The 19,475-nt window shown below is 28.1% G+C and carries 7 protein-coding genes and 1 CRISPR repeat array (1 of these 8 cut by a window edge); all 7 genes read right to left on the bottom strand.

What is annotated here, in order from left to right; genetic code table 11:
- Window positions 1–112: 112 nt before the first annotated feature.
- Window positions 113–874: a class B sortase gene (gene srtB / locus ACQRD5_RS00600; protein ID WP_291628463.1), complete on the bottom strand. Its 762-nt coding sequence runs from the start codon at window positions 872–874 to the stop codon at window positions 113–115.
- A gap of 115 nt (window positions 875–989) precedes the next feature.
- Complete coding sequence (locus ACQRD5_RS00605; RefSeq protein ID WP_427746402.1) at window positions 990–7,862, bottom strand: Cna B-type domain-containing protein; 6,873 nt, start codon at window positions 7,860–7,862, stop codon at window positions 990–992.
- Window positions 7,863–8,097: 235 nt separating this feature from the next.
- Complete coding sequence (locus ACQRD5_RS00610) at window positions 8,098–9,393, bottom strand: sensor histidine kinase (RefSeq protein ID WP_320901849.1); 1,296 nt, start codon at window positions 9,391–9,393, stop codon at window positions 8,098–8,100.
- A gap of 1 nt (window position 9,394) precedes the next feature.
- On the bottom strand, window positions 9,395–10,132 hold the full coding sequence (locus tag ACQRD5_RS00615; protein ID WP_427746403.1) for a LytR/AlgR family response regulator transcription factor: 738 nt from the start codon (window positions 10,130–10,132) through the stop codon (window positions 9,395–9,397).
- Window positions 10,133–10,405: 273 nt separating this feature from the next.
- Window positions 10,406–10,741, bottom strand: a complete 336-nt coding sequence (locus ACQRD5_RS00620; protein ID WP_320628242.1) for a DUF1653 domain-containing protein — start codon at window positions 10,739–10,741, stop codon at window positions 10,406–10,408.
- 8 nt (window positions 10,742–10,749) lie between these two features.
- Window positions 10,750–11,793, bottom strand: coding sequence for an NADH:flavin oxidoreductase/NADH oxidase (locus ACQRD5_RS00625; protein ID WP_427746404.1), 1,044 nt, complete (start codon window positions 11,791–11,793; stop codon window positions 10,750–10,752).
- 354 nt (window positions 11,794–12,147) lie between these two features.
- Window positions 12,148–12,492 carry a hypothetical protein gene (locus tag ACQRD5_RS00630; protein WP_374044472.1) on the bottom strand — a complete coding sequence of 115 codons (345 nt, stop codon included), beginning with the start codon at window positions 12,490–12,492 and terminating at the stop codon, window positions 12,148–12,150.
- A 691-nt stretch (window positions 12,493–13,183) separates the two neighbouring features.
- A CRISPR array of direct repeats spans window positions 13,184–19,475; the repeat unit is 30 nt; unit sequence ATTTACATTCCAATATGGTGCTACTTCTAC; it runs 254 nt beyond the window's last position.

Here is a 19,475-nt window from a genome sequence, read left to right on the forward strand (position 1 = left end):
TTTGGGTTAAATGATAAAAATCATATTAAGTAATTAAAATACTATAAGCTATTTTATAGATAACAAAAAAAGCCATTAATAATTTCATTATTAACAGCTTTTTTATGCTACACTATACTTCTTTTATTGATATTAGTTTGGCATTTACAATTGTTCTTTCTTCACCTGTAGCATTTGTACATGTAGATAAAGTTAGGATTTCCCTTGTACCATTATCTACATAATCTAAATTATAAAAGGATTTTCTTCTTACATTATTTATATATTCATTAAATTCTTCATCAGCATTGAAATTAGTTTTATAAGGATTAATTTCTTCATTATTTGTATAAACTGAGAAGATTTCGTATTCTAATATTTTATTTTCTAAATATATATATATTTTTTTATTCTCATTTAAGTAATCAGCCTTTAATAAATTAGAGAGTGTACCAAACATACTCTTATCCTTCATATTGTGTCCATGTATTACAACATTGTCATCCTCTACTGACTGATTTCTAGAGTCCATAAAAATGCAGCCTCCATTATTTGCTTCTCCATTAAAGTTCTTATATAGATATTCTTCGTTATTCTTTGCCTTAACTACTGGATAGTCTATATTAGTTCCAGGTATATATATCCAAAGTAAGAAATCTTCATTTCTTGCTTTTAAATCAGTATATTCCTTACTTCCAAGAATAATATTATTACTATTTTCTACACTAACATCTTTATTAGATTTTTCATCTTCTTTTAAAACTATTTTTCTAACATCTTTATATACATCTTTATTTTTCTTATATTCATGAAAAATTATATAGAGATTATATATTGAAAAAGATAATATACAAAATAAAACTAATATAAATATTCTTCTAACAAATTTCCTCATTATTAGTACCTCCAGTAAAGCTATATTTAATTATTATAAAGAGACACACTGTTCCTTTATCAGTAGCAGTGTGTCCTATTATACTACTTATTTATTGTAAGAAGAATATAACTAATCATTTTATTTTTCTAGCATTTTTTCTTTTTCTTGCAGTAATCATTGAAATTAATGAAAGAGAAAGAATAGCTAAACCAGCATATAAAATTATCATATTGTTATCTCCAGTATTAATATCACTTATACCACCAACAGCTTCTTTAACAGTATTAGTATTGGTAAAGTTATATCCATCTCTTACAGATTCAAATCCATCAATCTTATCCTCTGTTAATTCATATTTATATTCATGTCCATCTTCAGCGTATTTTACCATTTCCTTTGCTGATATTTCATAAGTTGTAGTTCCACTTGGAACAACTATATTATGAATTTCCTTACCATCTCTTAGTACTCTTATTGTTATATCTGGCACTTTATCACCATTTTTCACATTAACCCAAGTTTTCTTACCACTAATGATTACTTTTTCGCCACCATCATAAGTATTTGTGATTGTATATTCATTAAATGCATTAGCTTCACCACTAGATGTATATCCATTAGTAGCATCTTCTTTTATTGTATATACATATACTTTACCATCTGTAGAGTATTTAGGAAGATCTTTAAATGTATAAGTTTCTTTTCCATCTTCTTTTACTCCTGAATCTAATATAACAGCTTTATCTGTAACTTCTACTCCATTTTGATAAAGATGTAATGTAACTTCTGGAACTTCTGAATCTTCAGGAATATTTGCCCAAACCTTAGTAAATGTTATATCTGTTACTGCATTTATATCGAAAGTATTTTCAATTATAAAACCATTTTCTCCTGATTTTATTTCTTTACTATAGCCTTCAACTTCATCTGCTAATACTTCTTCTATAGTATAGACATATTCTTTTCCTGTTGGAGCATACTTATCTAGGTTTTCAAATTTATAAGAATATCCATTTTCTTTGTCTAAAACAATATTATTAACTTCTTTTCCATCTTGTTTTAATATAATTTTAACTTCTGGAAGAATATCCTTACTTGGATCCACATTTGTCCACTTCTTAGTAACTGTAATTACTATTTTTCCTGGATCATAGGTATTTGTAATATTGTATTCTTCATCATATGAGGTTACATAACCATTAACAGCAGCTTCAACTACACGATATTGATATTCTCTACTATCTGTTGAATACTTAGGTAAATCTTCAAATACATATTTAGTAGTTTTTGCTTCTAATTCTAATGTTCTTCCTGGAACTGGTATCCAAGCTTCTCCATCTAATGAAGATTCTAATGTAAGAGTAATAGTTGGTACTATGTCTTCATTAGGTACATCTTTCCAAATCTTTCTTCCAGAAACATCGATTCTACCTTCATCAAATGCATTAGTAATAGTTGCATTATTATTAGCATCTACAGTTGCTTCACCACTTGAAATATAGCCATCAGGAACTTCTTCAACTACTTTATAAGTATACTCTTTACCAGCTGTTGAGTACTTAGGAAGATCTTCAAATACATAAGAATCTTTTCCATCAGCTTTTACTCCAGCAGTTAATGTTGCAGTTTTAAATTCTTTATCATCTTGATAAAGATATAATTTAATTTCTGGTACTTCTGAATCTGCATTAATACCTTCCCAAACCTTAGTAAAGTTTACATCTATTGTTGTCTTATCAAAGATATTTTCAACTATATAACTCTTTTCTACTTGAGCTTCATTATCAACCACATTTTTTGATTCTGTAGCATTTCCTTCTAATGATATTTTCACTTCATATCCAACAAGGTTGTCAGGTAAAACTTCTTCAATAGTATAATCATATAATTCTCCAGTTGGTGCATACTTAGGTAAGTTTGCGAATATATAAGCATATCCATTGCTATTAGTTAATTCTATACTATCAAATTCTTTTCCATCTCTCATTAAGTTAATAATAACTACTGGAACTTCACTTGTAGTTGGATCTACATCTGTCCACTTCTTAGTAACCTTAACTGCTGTTTCTCCTGGGTCATAAGTGTTAGTAATATTATTATTTAAATCAACTAAACTCTTATATCCATCAACATCATCTTCAACTACACGATATTTATATTTATTACCTTCTACTGAATACTCTGGTAAATCTTTAAATTCAAAAGCTAACTCTCCAGCTTTTAATTCTACTACTTTATCATTAACATTTGACCAAAGAATTCCATCTGTTGAGCTTTGAAGTCTAATTGTAATAGTTGGAACTGAACTTAAATCTGACTCGCTTACCATATTCCAAGTCTTTGTTCCTGAAATACTTACTTTACCTGGAGTGAATCTATTAGTAATAGTTGCATTATTATTAGCATCTACAGTTGCTTCACCAGTTGATTTATATCCCATTATTGTATTTTCTTTTATTGTATAAACATATTCTTTACCTTCTGTAGAGTACTTAGGTAAACCCTTAAATACATAAGTTAATTGTCTATTATCTTTATTTCCGCCTTTTAACATTACAGGTTCTTCTGTATATTTATTACCATTTTGATAAACATCTAAGTAAATATTAGGTACTACTGAATCATCAGATACATTTTCCCAAATCTTAGTAAATGTTACATCTATTGTTGCATTATTAAAGATATTTTCAATTACATAACCATCATCTTCAGGGTTTATTTCTTTATTATAGCCTACAGTACCTTCAGGTAAAACTTCTTCAACTGTATAAACATATTCTTCACCAGTTTCTGCATACTTAGGTAAATTTTCAAATTTATGAATGTAATCATTATCTTTATCTAAAGTTACTTCTTTATAATCTAATCCATCTTGTTTTAATAGAATCTTAACTTCTGGAAGAATATCTGTTTTTGGATCTACATTTGTCCATATCTTAGTAACCTTAATAGATTTTTCTCCAGGTTTATATGTGTTAGTTATAACATTATTTTTACCATAAGATGTTTCATATCCATTAACAGTTTTTTCAACTACTTTATATTGATATTCTTTACTGTCTGGAGAATATTTTGGTAAGCCTTCAAATACATAGTCTGTAGTTCCTGCTGCTAATTCTAATGTTTTTCCTGGAACTGCTGTCCAATGTTCTCCATCTAATGAAGATTGTAATTCAAGAGTAATAGTTGGTACTATTCTTTCATTAGATACATTCTTCCAAATCTTTATTCCTGAAACATCTACGCTACCTGGATCAAATGTATTAGTAATAGTTGCATTATTATCAGCATCTACAGTTGATTCACCATTTGATATATATCCATCAGGAATTTCTTCAACTACTTTATAAGTATATTTATTACCATCTGTTGAATACTTAGGAAGTTCCTTAAATACATAAGTTAATTCTCTATTTTCACTATTTCCACCCTTTAAGGTTACAGGTTCATCTGTATACTTATTTCCATTTTGATAAAGATATAATTTTATGTCTGGCACTACTGAATCTTCATTAATACCTTCCCAGACCTTAGTAAAGTTTATATCTATTGTTGTATTATCAAATATATTCTCAACTATATATCCATCATTTTCTGGTGTTATATTTTGAGTATAACCTTCAACTCCGTCACCTAGAACCTCTTCAACAGTATAAACATATTCTTTACCTGTTTCTGCATATCTAGCTAACTTAGTGAATGTATGAGTATAATTATTGCTTGAATCTAAAACTACACTTTGAATTGCTACATTATCTTGTTTTAAAATAATACTAACTGTTGGAACTGTATCTACGGCTGGATCTACATTGGTCCACTTTTTAGTAACTTTAACAGCCGTTTCTCCTGGTGTATAAACATTTAAAAGATTGTAGCTTCCATTACTATAAGTAGTATATCCATCTATATGTTCCTCAACTACACGATATTTATACTCTCTACTATCAGATGCATACTTAGGTAAATTGGTAAATTCATAATGAGGCTTATCTGCTGCTGTTAATTGTTTTACTTGTCCTTCAACTCTTACCCAATTAGTTCCATCTAATGAACTTTCTAGGTAAAGTGTAATTGTTGGAACTTTAGTTGTATCAGTTACATTACTCCAAGTTTTATCTCCAATAACATTTATAGTTTCTGGAGTAAATGTATTAGTAATCACATACCCATTACTTGAGTTTCCTTCACCACTTGATTCATAACCTGGTATAGTTTCTTCAACTACTGTGTAATTATATAACTTACCATCTGTTGAATACTTAGGAAGATCTGTAAAAGAATAAGTTTTATTTTCTTTTACTCCTGCCTCTAAAGTAATAACTTTACCTTCTACTTCTTTACCATTTTGTAAAAGTTTAAGTGTAACTTCAGGTACTTGAGCTCCATCTGGAACACCTTCCCATTGTTTTTGTCCTGTAACATTTATCTTTGTTGTATCAAACGTATTTGTTAAAGTAACAACTCCATTTATATTACCTGAATTGCTAGATGAATATCCAACTGTTCCTTCTTTTAATACTTCTTGAACAGTATATTCATATTCAACACCAGTCTTTGCATACTTAGGTAATTCTTCAAATTTATATGAATAACCAGTTGCTTTAGTTAAAACTTTATTAGCATATAAAGTACCATTTTGATAAAGATTAATTGTAACTTCAGGTACATTATCTGTATTTAAATCAATATTTACCCAAGATTTATTAACAGTTACTTCTGTTTTTCCTGGAGTATACTTATTAACAATATCAAAATCCTCATTATATATTGGAGTATAACCATTTACTGGAGCTTCTTTTACACGATATTTATATTCTTCACCAGTAGTTGCTGTCTTTGGAAGATTTTCAAAAGTATAATCAGTTTTTCTATTAGTTAATGTTACACTTTGTACATCTTCTATCTTAGTTTCATCATTCCAGTTATCTGCTAGAGTTCTTTGTAAAGTAATAGTTATATCTGGAACGCTTCCTGTTATACTACTTTCACCATCTTCATCAACCCAAGATTTCACTCCACTTATATCCATAGTTTCTGGACTATACGTATTTGTAATAGTAAAGTTTTCTCCTGAATTTTCTCCTATAATTCCTACTTGATATCCTGGTATATTAATTTCTTCTAAGGTATAAACTATCATACCTTCATTATTTACATATGGTACTTTTTCAAAGGTTCCACTCCAAGAATTACTACTATTTAATATTAGAGTCTTTCCTGTATCTATACCATTTGCTAAAAGTTTAACTGTTACACTTTCAGGATAATCACTACTACCTTCTGGTAAACCAGCCCATTTCTTTTCAACTGAAATATCTCTAGTTTGTGGATAGTTAATAATTGTATCTCCTAATGTTACATCTTTGGTAGTATTCCCATAAGATACAACTACATCCCATGGTCCTGCTGCAATATATCCATTTGGTGTAGTTTCTGTTAATTTATAAACCCCTGCTGGAATATTACTAAAAGATACATGTCCATTATCATCAGATGTTGCAGATATTGTAACTTCTTTATTAGAACCAGTTGATGTTCCAGTAAGAGTAAATGTAACACCTTTCATTGGTTGTTCATCTTCATTAACCTTAGTAAAATTTAAATTTCCAAATAATCCTTGCACTCTTGGAACATTGAAACTAGCATGCTTTAATTCTACAGTTTGATCATCACCTTGCTTAGAGAATAAATAATAGTCTAATATTGTAGTTCCATTTGTGCTAACATCATCATAACTAGCTTTACTATTAGTTGTATCTAAAACAACTTTATATTTCAATGTATATGTGTATTTTTTATTTCCTTGTTCTGTAGTACTTTCTACTGGACTACTATTTTTTAAATCCCACATTAAAGTATTAGTTTCAGTATTAAAGGTACTTACATTATCAGAATTTGCATCAATAACATTCTTAAAAATGATATTGTCTCCCATAGGATCAGTAACCTTCCAAGCTTGAGCACTTAAAGCAATTAACTTATTAATTTTTTCAAATTGCTTAGCTAATTCATCTGCATTATTAGCTGAAAAATTACGAGTTGCAAAACCTGACATCCAAGTACTTGGATTCAGTTTCACACTAGTTCCATCATCTCCCCACCAACCGTCAGTTGGATCTGTAGTATAGAAAGATACTTCAGTTGTTGAAAAAGCAATTGTATATAAGTTTATACCTGCATCCTTAATGTTTTTCGAAATATTAGTTGTATTTGCTGATATATTATTAACTGTACCACCTACAGGCTTCCAGTCTGTTGTATAAGCTACATTTCCTCCACCTTTACTTCCATTTATTGATTTAATACTCGTTGAATTAGAATTACTTGCATGGAATGTAGGACATCCATCTGTCAATAAAATAATATTAATATTACCAATTCCATCCAATGCTTTTGTACTTTTACCATTTGCAACAATATTATTAGCTAATATTAATGCGCCTTCAATATTTGTACCTCCATTTGGTTTTGTAAGATTAGTTATTTTACTTCTAGCGTTACTTAATTCTTCTGTAACATTAATCCAAGTATTTGCTCCATTGCTATAGGTTTCATTTTTTGCATCATCTGCAAACGAAACAATTGAAACTAATCTCTTAATACCTTTTTCCACATTAGCATACTGTTCTAAAAAAGCATTTGCAGCATCCTGCATTTCTTTAAAACGAGAAGTTGAGTCTCCATCTTTTTCATCCATACTTCCTGATCTATCAAGAACCAATACTGTTGCTGCATCTGGTTCAATAGCTATATTCTTTAGATCTTCTGCTGTTGTTACTTCTAGAGTTATTTCAAACTCATTTTCAACATCTGTACCAGAAATTGTTTTCAAAGTAGTTACATTATCTTTCTCTACTTCATTCAACTTCCCATTAAAGAGTATTTGCATATTACTACTATTAGTTGTTGTACTATCGGCTTTTACCGTTGCTTCACTATTGGAAAAAGTAATACAACTAGCTAATATAGTAACACTCAAAATGCTACTAATTAATTTTTTAATCATAATTCCTCATCCCCTTAGTAGATTTATTAAATTAGTCTTCTAACTTAATTATTATGAAAATTAAAAAACTATTTTTGTATTATACTTTATTTATACTCTATTACTACTTAACTTTTATCTTTAGGGAATAAAATTAACACATAGGGAACGAAATGCTTTAATAAAAGTAGCACAAGAAAAGAACAAAAAATAAAAGGCAATTGCCTTCTTTGACAACTGCCTTTATAAATTATTTTTATTTATCAATACCATTGCTTAAAATGAAACTAGAATGAAAAACATTATTATGAGCTTCAAATGTACAATAGCCATTGTATTTTTTGCAAATTGATTCCATAGAACTAATACCTATACCACATTCTTCATTATTCTTCTTTGAAATTATTTTCCCATTTTTTCTTAAAATAATTCCATCAAAACTATTATCAACTATTAAAACAAACTGATAATCATCATTTTCTGAATAAAGAGATATAAATTTATCTCCTTCTACATTTTTACTTGCAGTTATTGCATTTTCTAAGCTATTTCCTAATAGTGTACATAAATCAACATCTTGAATTCTCAAATTATTAAATGAACAGTTAACTTCGAATCGTACACCATATTCATTTGCAATTTCCATATAATGATAAACTATTCCATCTATAGCCGAACTACCAGTATACGGTATAGATGAATTTATTTTATAAGTACTTTTATATTCTTCTAAGTACTTTTTCAATTCATCAAACTCTTCATTTTCAACAAACCAAGTAATTGCAGAAATATGATACTTTAAATCATGTCTTGCTTTTCTTGCTTTTTCTACATTATCAGATAATGCCTTATAGTAATTTTTCTGTAAATGAAGCTGTTCTAAAATTTTTTCCATTTTTAAGCTTTGAGTATAATCATGAATAATACCTTTACAAATAATTAAAGTAGCTATTCCAATAAACACCCTGCTTATAAGATCCATTAAGGTTATATCATATTTGTTTATAGGAGTTAAAAACAAACTAACCAAAAAAAGTGCATTAGATACAATCCAAACCTTTTTCCAAAAATTTTTACTATCCTGCATTGAAAAATATGAAAATATATTACCTATTAGTTCTTTAATTGGAATATAAACTACTCCAAAATTCACCATTAATATTATAGTACTTACGATTATTTTAATATAAATATCTTGTGTGTTAAAAAGCTCTTGAACATAAATTGAAAAAGATATAAGTGTTAGTTCTATTGTTTCAACTACACCAAATACAAATATATGCTCATAATTCATATTTTTAATTATAATACTATTAATTACTGATATTAGTATAGAAAAACTTAATATATTTATATTGTAAAATATTATACCTATTCCTATAGTTAACTGAACTATTAAACATATAATAAAATTTATAATTAATAATATAGCATATAATTCAATAAGCTTTTTCTTTTGTTTTTTATTGATGTACTCTGAAAAAGGTATATAACGAAATATTATACTTGGCATATGAACTATTATAGAAAAAAAGCATAACATAATATTCATTTTATTTTACTGCCATCCACTCTCTCATCTTTTTCCATCTATAATCGCAAAAAGCCTTTTTTATATTACTTCTTTCATTTCTACTTATTGGTATTTCGGTGCCATCAGACATTAAAAGAACATTAGTTGGAATATTTACAATTTCACGAACTGACACTATAGCATAACGAATTGGTTTTATAAAATCTGGTTTAGATAGCATTTCATTCATTTTAGCAAAGCTAGTAGATGATTCTATAATTCCTCTTTTTGTATGTATTATGCTTTTTTTCCCTGAAGATTCTACGAATATGATATCATCTAAAGCAATATATGTTTCCATACGTCCAACCTTTATAGTTATAAATCTTACTGAATAATAAAGATATAAGAAATTGTCCAGTAATAAAAATAACTTTTTCTTATTTATAGGTTTTATCATATAATACAGAGCTTCTACATCATAAGATTCTGCAGCAAAATCATCACTAATTGTTGTAAAAACTATATTTATATTATTTCCACTATTCTTAAGTCTTTTTGCTACTTCAATACCATCAATATTATCCATATAAATATCTAAAAATATAATTGAATATTGTTCAAAATTACTTTTTAACAAATCTTTACCAGACTCAAACTCATCAATTTCTCCATATAAATTATTTTGATCTAAATATTCATAAATAAGTTTAATCAGATTTTCCCTATCTTTTTTTGAGTCATCACATACAGCAAATTTAAATTTGTTATATCCCATTGATTTCTCCTCTCATAAAAACTACTTATCAATAATTCTAAATATATAATTCAAAACTCTAGCACCCTATTTTACGCCATAACAGACTTTTTTTATTGTATTTTACACTATTTTACAACAAATAATCAATATATATTTTATCATAATATCTATTATTTTGCATCAATTTAATTCTTTTTTTAACCGTATAATTAACTTTTATATTATATTGATTATTTTATATACTTATACAATGAAAGAAAGCTATCATAAAAAATGACAGCTTTCTTTCTACTAGTTAAATAACTCAAATCTATATTTCTGTTCTACATCTGGATACTTAGACCTATCTACTTCGCTTAAAAACATCTCTATAGGTCTAGCATAAATGCCCTTATCATCATAGAGAGCTTTATACAAAACTAAACTTTCTTCAAGTATATTATCATGATAATATAAATCACCTATTTTGTAGATGTTTATTAATTTATTTAGTTCTGTATGATATCCTTGTAATAAAAGTTTATTCTTATCAATATCTTCATCTTTAATTCTTTTACTTACAGACAGTACAGCATAATAATTATTTTTAAAATGTTTATAAATTGCAGGGTACTTTATACTTCTCATATTATCACCTATTCTTCTTGAATATTTCTAGTAAAACCTCTTCCATATTGTTTTGGAACTTGCGTCTTCATATTTAACTTAATAGCAGCTTCAAATGTCCAATAAGGATTTCTAAGCATTGCTCTTCCTATAGCTACTAAATCAGCATCTTCATTTCCTATTACTGCATTTGCAAGTTCTGGTTCATCTAACTTACCTACAGTAATTACATCAATATCTAACTTTTCTTTAATTTCTCTAGCTAATGGTATTTGATACCCTGAATGAGTTCCTGGAGTGCCACTTGATCCAATTGGGCCTTCTCCACCAGAGCTTATATGTAATATATCAACTCCAGCTTCCTTATAGGCCTTAGCAATTTCAGTTCCAGTTTCTATCTTATATCCTCCATCTACATACTCAGTAGCAGAAATTCTCATTATTAAAGGCATATCTTTAGGCATTTCCTCTTTAGCAGCTTTTATTATATCTACTCCAAACTTAGTTAAATCTTTACCATATTCATCATTTCTTTTATTTGTTAATGGTGAATGGAATTGATGAATTAAATAACCATGAGCTCCATGAATCTCAATAGCATCAAATCCAGCTTTTAATGCACGTCTAATAGCCATTCTAAATTTTTCTACCATTTCCTTCACTTCTTCAGTACTTAACTCTCTTGGAGTCTTAGAATTAGAATCAAAAGGTATTGCTGAAGGTGCTACTGGAACTTCTGCATCTTCTGCCTTTCTACCAGCATGAGCAATTTGTATAGCTACCTTTGCTCCATACTTATGACATTCATCAACAATTCTCTTTAATGGCTCTATTTGTTCATCACACCATAACCCTAAATCGTAATCACTAATACGACCATCTGGTTCAACATCTGTCATTTCTACGATAATTAACCCTACGCCTCCTATAGCCCTACTTACATAATGAACAAAATGCCAATCTGTAGCTATTCCATCCTTCTTATCTACTGAGTATTGACACATTGGTGGCAAAACTATTCTATTTTTCAATTTAAGTCCTTTATTTTCATAAGGTGTAAATAAATTTTTCATAAAAAATCACCTTTCTTATATTATTATTTAACTTTAGTATAATTATCCTACTTTTATAATTCAAGTAATAAATATTCATTAATAATACTTATTAAATCAAATTATAGTTTTATTTTAATAGAAAAATATTCATTTGACATAAAACTTGTCTTTAAATTATCATATATTTAGTAGTTAATTATTTTGTCAGGTAGATATTTTACATACTGCTTTTTTACCTGACATTATAAGAATTTATATTATTAAAAGCTTATTTAAGTAAAATAGGATTAGTCACTAAAACTAATCCTTAATTTTTCTTGAAACTTAATTCTAAATATTTTTAATTTAAATACATCTCATGTTAATGTTAATCTATTTATTTCCTTGTCCTATTTTAACCAACAAGTCATGGATAAAATTAGATCCCCTGGATATTAAAATAGACGTTAATATTATACCTAAGTAAGGTATTGTACTATTTATTTCAAGCAATTTTAAAATATCTAATCTAATACCAAAGCAAATCACCAAGGATACAATTAATGCTCCTATTCTATCTATAGATATTTTCCCTTGCTGCCATATCATTTTTAAAGTTTCCCATACACTTTCAGCAATTAATGCAATTATTAATATAGTAAACAAATTCTCCATATTATTATCCTTCCTTATTAACGCTGCTTTAGAAGCTACTATATTTATTCTTATATACATCATATTTACGGAAGATAATATTTGTAACTCTTATTTATTAATAATTTTTTATATTAAAATAAAAAACTCTATTTCTAGAGTTTATAAATTGTATTTTTATTTTATAATTATCTTAGTTTATATTTCTTTTTCTTTTTTAGTTGCTCCTTTAAAAAATATTAGAATTAGTGCTATTCCAATTAACCATGCTGTCAGAATAATAATTAACATTATTTTCACCTCTATTTTTTCAATGAAGTTATTATTCCTCATAAAAATATATTTTATTCTTATTCTAACTTTTAAATTAATAGAATAGCACCTAATATTAATTAAATTAGGTGCTATCTACTTATTGTAGATTTTATTATCTTGTTAAAATATATGGGTGGATAATGTATAATTTAACAAGCTATAATTATATTTTATTTTTAAATATACATATAGTCAACTCTTTTTATACAATTTACAATAATTTTACATATTTATTATTAACAAATATTTACCAATAAATGTAGTAAATATAATTAATTTAAAATAATATTATTATATTTAAATGTTAACTGATTCATTAATCTTTTAATTCTTTTGCTGGATTTATTAAATCATTTTCATCCAATTTCCCTTTTTTAAAGCTTTAATTTTTTAATATCATAACTTAATTTTGTTTATTTTAATTTCCTTTGCAACTTTAATACAACCGTTAATTGTTTATATTTACATTCCAATATGGTGCTACTTCTACTATGTCAAGTAAGAGCCACGACCTAAAGGTCTATATATTTACATTCCAATATGGTGCTACTTCTACGGATATGCTTACATTAGAATATATCAGCATTGAATTATTTACATTCCAATATGGTGCTACTTCTACAGAATAGAATTTAGAATTGATTTGTTAAGTTCAAAATTTACATTCCAATATGGTGCTACTTCTACTCAAAGAAAATATTATTAAAACTAGCTGAACATAGATTTACATTCCAATATGGTGCTACTTCTACCTTTTATATCATTCTTGTAATTTTTAGATTTGTTATATTTACATTCCAATATGGTGCTACTTCTACAATATCAGTTGAAGTACCTTTGCTCAATACTAAATAATTTACATTCCAATATGGTGCTACTTCTACTCAAATGCTATTTCTCTTATTCCTCTTTCTTCTCCATTTACATTCCAATATGGTGCTACTTCTACAGATGATTTTTATAACGATATAACACCAGTTGATGAATTTACATTCCAATATGGTGCTACTTCTACGTAAGTGATATAAGTGCTCCAATGTATTTCAGCCAAATTTACATTCCAATATGGTGCTACTTCTACTAATAAGCAATAAATGTTTTGAAGACAATGAAACAAATTTACATTCCAATATGGTGCTACTTCTACGCTTATGAAGAAGGAGAAGTAATAGAGAGTGATTTTAGATTTACATTCCAATATGGTGCTACTTCTACCGTTGAAAAAGCAATAATAAAAGCAATAGATGATAATTTACATTCCAATATGGTGCTACTTCTACCAGAATATGCACATGCTCCTGGATATAGTTTAAGTATTTACATTCCAATATGGTGCTACTTCTACCTATATAATCTCTTGTTTCTCCATCAAAAATTGATATTTACATTCCAATATGGTGCTACTTCTACCTATATAATCTCTTGTTTCTCCATCAAAAATTGATATTTACATTCCAATATGGTGCTACTTCTACGTAAAATACATAAGAAGTATGATAAATATAGAACAATATTTACATTCCAATATGGTGCTACTTCTACGTTCTTTATCTCATTAATTAAATTTAATTGTTTTTAATTTACATTCCAATATGGTGCTACTTCTACCTTAAAAGAAGATAATGTTGAAGTAGATTTTGAAACATTTACATTCCAATATGGTGCTACTTCTACATAGGAATATTGAAAAAATATTTGATAGCGTTTATATTTACATTCCAATATGGTGCTACTTCTACCTTGCGTGGTAGGTGCAATTTGGAGATATAGTTCAAATTTACATTCCAATATGGTGCTACTTCTACGTAAAATACATAAGAAGTATGATAAATATAGAACAATATTTACATTCCAATATGGTGCTACTTCTACCCTTGGACAATTGAAGAAACTGAATATCTAATAGAAATTTACATTCCAATATGGTGCTACTTCTACACATTATTAAATAATACATTAGAAGAAGAAAGAGAATTTACATTCCAATATGGTGCTACTTCTACATATGAAGGACAAGATAATTTGATTTGGAGGGTATAATTTACATTCCAATATGGTGCTACTTCTACCAAGGAAGTTTAAAGATAATATTAAGCAGTTAATATATTTACATTCCAATATGGTGCTACTTCTACGAAGGTGAAGATAAATTTTATTCCAAAAATAATCAATTTACATTCCAATATGGTGCTACTTCTACTTAAAAGATAAGGTTAAAAAATACAATGTTATGAGCAATTTACATTCCAATATGGTGCTACTTCTACGCTTTTTTTCCTTTACCAAATCCACCTTCTATATCGATTTACATTCCAATATGGTGCTACTTCTACATATGTTGATTCTAAAACATATTCTCTGTCAAACTCATTTACATTCCAATATGGTGCTACTTCTACGAATTACATTGAAGTAAATAATAAATATTATATTATATTTACATTCCAATATGGTGCTACTTCTACTTGATTTACGGCATTTAATGGTGTTATTATTACAATATTTACATTCCAATATGGTGCTACTTCTACCCAGTTGATGATGGGGATATGCCATTTTAATTAGAAATTTACATTCCAATATGGTGCTACTTCTACTAATGAGCTTAATAGCTTAGGTTATAAATCAGCAACATTTACATTCCAATATGGTGCTACTTCTACTCTTCTTATTTTGTCTTTATTAAATATTGTTTCTAAATTTACATTCCAATATGGTGCTACTTCTACAAAGCCTTTAAGGATATTTAGAACATAATATTTTATATTTACATTCCAATATGGTGCTACTTCTACATATGAGCAGGTAAAATCAAGAGTATTTTTATTACTATTTACATTCCAATATGGTGCTACTTCTACAATGCGTTTAAGTATCTATAATGATTATTTTTTCCAATTTACATTCCAATATGGTGCTACTTCTACCATCTTTTAAGTTTTGTAATGTAGCAAAAACACCTTTATTTACATTCCAATATGGTGCTACTTCTACGCAAAAGATAAAAAGTTTAAGTTATCTACACCATAATTTACATTCCAATATGGTGCTACTTCTACGGCAAACAGGTGAATACACACATGAATCTACTGAAATTTACATTCCAATATGGTGCTACTTCTACTTCCTAGTCTTTTTATACTTCCTTCTTATCCATACATATTTACATTCCAATATGGTGCTACTTCTACCAAGAAGTGTAACCATCATTTTCCCAGAAGGAGTACATTTACATTCCAATATGGTGCTACTTCTACGTTCAACACTATCTATTTGTTACAGGGGCAGAAGTATTTACATTCCAATATGGTGCTACTTCTACTTGAAGAAGATATAAATTCTAAATTAGAATCTACAATTTACATTCCAATATGGTGCTACTTCTACTATTACAGATACAGTAGCTGATTTTGCACCACAAGCATTTACATTCCAATATGGTGCTACTTCTACTTAGGGATATTAAGTTGTAGCTTTCTATTATTCACATTTACATTCCAATATGGTGCTACTTCTACATAGTATTAACTGCATTAATAGAACAAAAGAAATAATTTACATTCCAATATGGTGCTACTTCTACCCACCATCACCAGTTGCCCAAGCGTTTCTATCAAGATTTACATTCCAATATGGTGCTACTTCTACTCACATCAGAAAATTCTATAACTCTCATTCTAGGGATTTACATTCCAATATGGTGCTACTTCTACAATATATAAATTCATTAGCATAATATATGGTCTAGTATTTACATTCCAATATGGTGCTACTTCTACAACGTTATTAGGGATATTGGTATTGTGTCCATTAATATTTACATTCCAATATGGTGCTACTTCTACGGATATGAAAAAAGCAAGTTTTATAATTGGTCTTATATTTACATTCCAATATGGTGCTACTTCTACAATTGCATCTACTGTGCAAGTGAATACTCCTGCTTCATTTACATTCCAATATGGTGCTACTTCTACTAATACTCCATATTTCTTTATAATAATTCACAATAATTTACATTCCAATATGGTGCTACTTCTACTATAGTATTAACTGCATTAATAGAACAAAAGAAATAATTTACATTCCAATATGGTGCTACTTCTACTGAACGAATCATTGAGAAAAGATGTAGATGATAAAAATTTACATTCCAATATGGTGCTACTTCTACATACATTTACTTGTAAATTTTAAACTACAATTAAAAATTTACATTCCAATATGGTGCTACTTCTACGTTAAGAGCGTGCAAAGAACTTAATAGAAATAGTTAATTTACATTCCAATATGGTGCTACTTCTACACATTTACGTTTAAACGTAGTATAATTAATACATAATTTACATTCCAATATGGTGCTACTTCTACCATATGCCCTTTATTTTTGTAAGAAATTTGACAATAATTTACATTCCAATATGGTGCTACTTCTACTATGGTGAGAGTTGCTATTGATTATACAGTAGGAAAATTTACATTCCAATATGGTGCTACTTCTACTTTTTCGTTGCTGCTTAAATATTCAGTATTAGTTCTATTTACATTCCAATATGGTGCTACTTCTACTGAAATAATATTGTTTATTAAAGTAATTTCATCATCATTTACATTCCAATATGGTGCTACTTCTACTAATTGGGATTTAGATGTTAGATTTGAAGTGATAGATTTACATTCCAATATGGTGCTACTTCTACCACCGATAATAAAAAAACAATTTCCATCTGTTGTATTATTTACATTCCAATATGGTGCTACTTCTACCTATCTCCTTGAGATTATAGGATTAACTTAATTAATATTTACATTCCAATATGGTGCTACTTCTACTAGAAGGATATTAATGCTAAAGAAGATATGTAGATGATTTACATTCCAATATGGTGCTACTTCTACCATTTTTTTAAAATACTTACGTTCTTCATAAATAATATTTACATTCCAATATGGTGCTACTTCTACCTAATAAGAAAATATTAACAGGAACATTTATTATACTATTTACATTCCAATATGGTGCTACTTCTACTTTTCAATAGTAGGTATACTGATGAGTATATTAGCATATTTACATTCCAATATGGTGCTACTTCTACAAGTTGTCATCAGATAAGACACAAATTGTTAAATAAATTTACATTCCAATATGGTGCTACTTCTACTTACAACTGAACGTATGTTTGATATTATTATATTATTTACATTCCAATATGGTGCTACTTCTACAAGTTTGTATAATAATGTGTAGAAAATATAAGTATTATTTACATTCCAATATGGTGCTACTTCTACCAGAGCAACATATTAAAAAAAAAGACAAGCTATTAATTTACATTCCAATATGGTGCTACTTCTACACAAGAAAAATATCACGTACCTTATCAAATTATAAAATTTACATTCCAATATGGTGCTACTTCTACTCCTAATAACGTTCCCGCTTTAGTTCTAACTAAAGAATTTACATTCCAATATGGTGCTACTTCTACTTATCAAGGAATATTTTCTGTAATGTTTTACCGTCATTTACATTCCAATATGGTGCTACTTCTACAGTGATGAGTAAAATCATCCAAAATCCCTTTAATTGCATTTACATTCCAATATGGTGCTACTTCTACTTTTTTCTTAACTTTGTAAGAAATCTTTTCAAATTGATTTACATTCCAATATGGTGCTACTTCTACCTTATGAAACTTTATCTTAAATCTTTAAAGACAGAATTTACATTCCAATATGGTGCTACTTCTACTATTTCTGACATAAAGAAAAGAAAAGCATTAAAAATATTTACATTCCAATATGGTGCTACTTCTACTCCACACCCAGCTTGTTGTATAGTTTCTATTCCATAATTTACATTCCAATATGGTGCTACTTCTACTTGCATAATTAATTAATTTTAATAAATTGTATATATTTACATTCCAATATGGTGCTACTTCTACATAAATCAAGTGAACATAATTATTAATATGAAAATAATTTACATTCCAATATGGTGCTACTTCTACGTAGAAAAGAATTAAAAATGATAACTCGCCGTATGCAATTTACATTCCAATATGGTGCTACTTCTACCTCTTTAGCGTCTGATTCTGAATTTTTTCCATCTTCATTTACATTCCAATATGGTGCTACTTCTACAAAACATAAAGAAAAAGAATATACTTGCGAGTGTTGATTTACATTCCAATATGGTGCTACTTCTACCATACAGTACATCATATAATTCCAGTTAAAGATAATATTTACATTCCAATATGGTGCTACTTCTACTCCAAGTGTAGACCATATAATTCCTATTGCAAAAGGATTTACATTCCAATATGGTGCTACTTCTACGCTAAAGAAAGAGATGAAGATGTGCTTTTGAAAGTGTATTTACATTCCAATATGGTGCTACTTCTACATAAAATTATAAAATTATTACCTTACAGGGTAGTAAATTTACATTCCAATATGGTGCTACTTCTACGCAAGTGAAAATAGTTTGCTTGTAAGAGAAGTAGCAAATTTACATTCCAATATGGTGCTACTTCTACCTATACAAGATAAACTTGAACAAGCTATAGACTTGTAATTTACATTCCAATATGGTGCTACTTCTACATCATTCGGTGATAGTATGAGGGATTTATATAAGGATTTACATTCCAATATGGTGCTACTTCTACGGGCGATATAAATAAATTGCCATATCCAATAACAATTTACATTCCAATATGGTGCTACTTCTACTTCCATAA

This window comes from Clostridium sp. SGI.024 (assembly GCF_050315195.1).
Lineage (GTDB): Bacteria > Bacillota > Clostridia > Clostridiales > Clostridiaceae > Clostridium.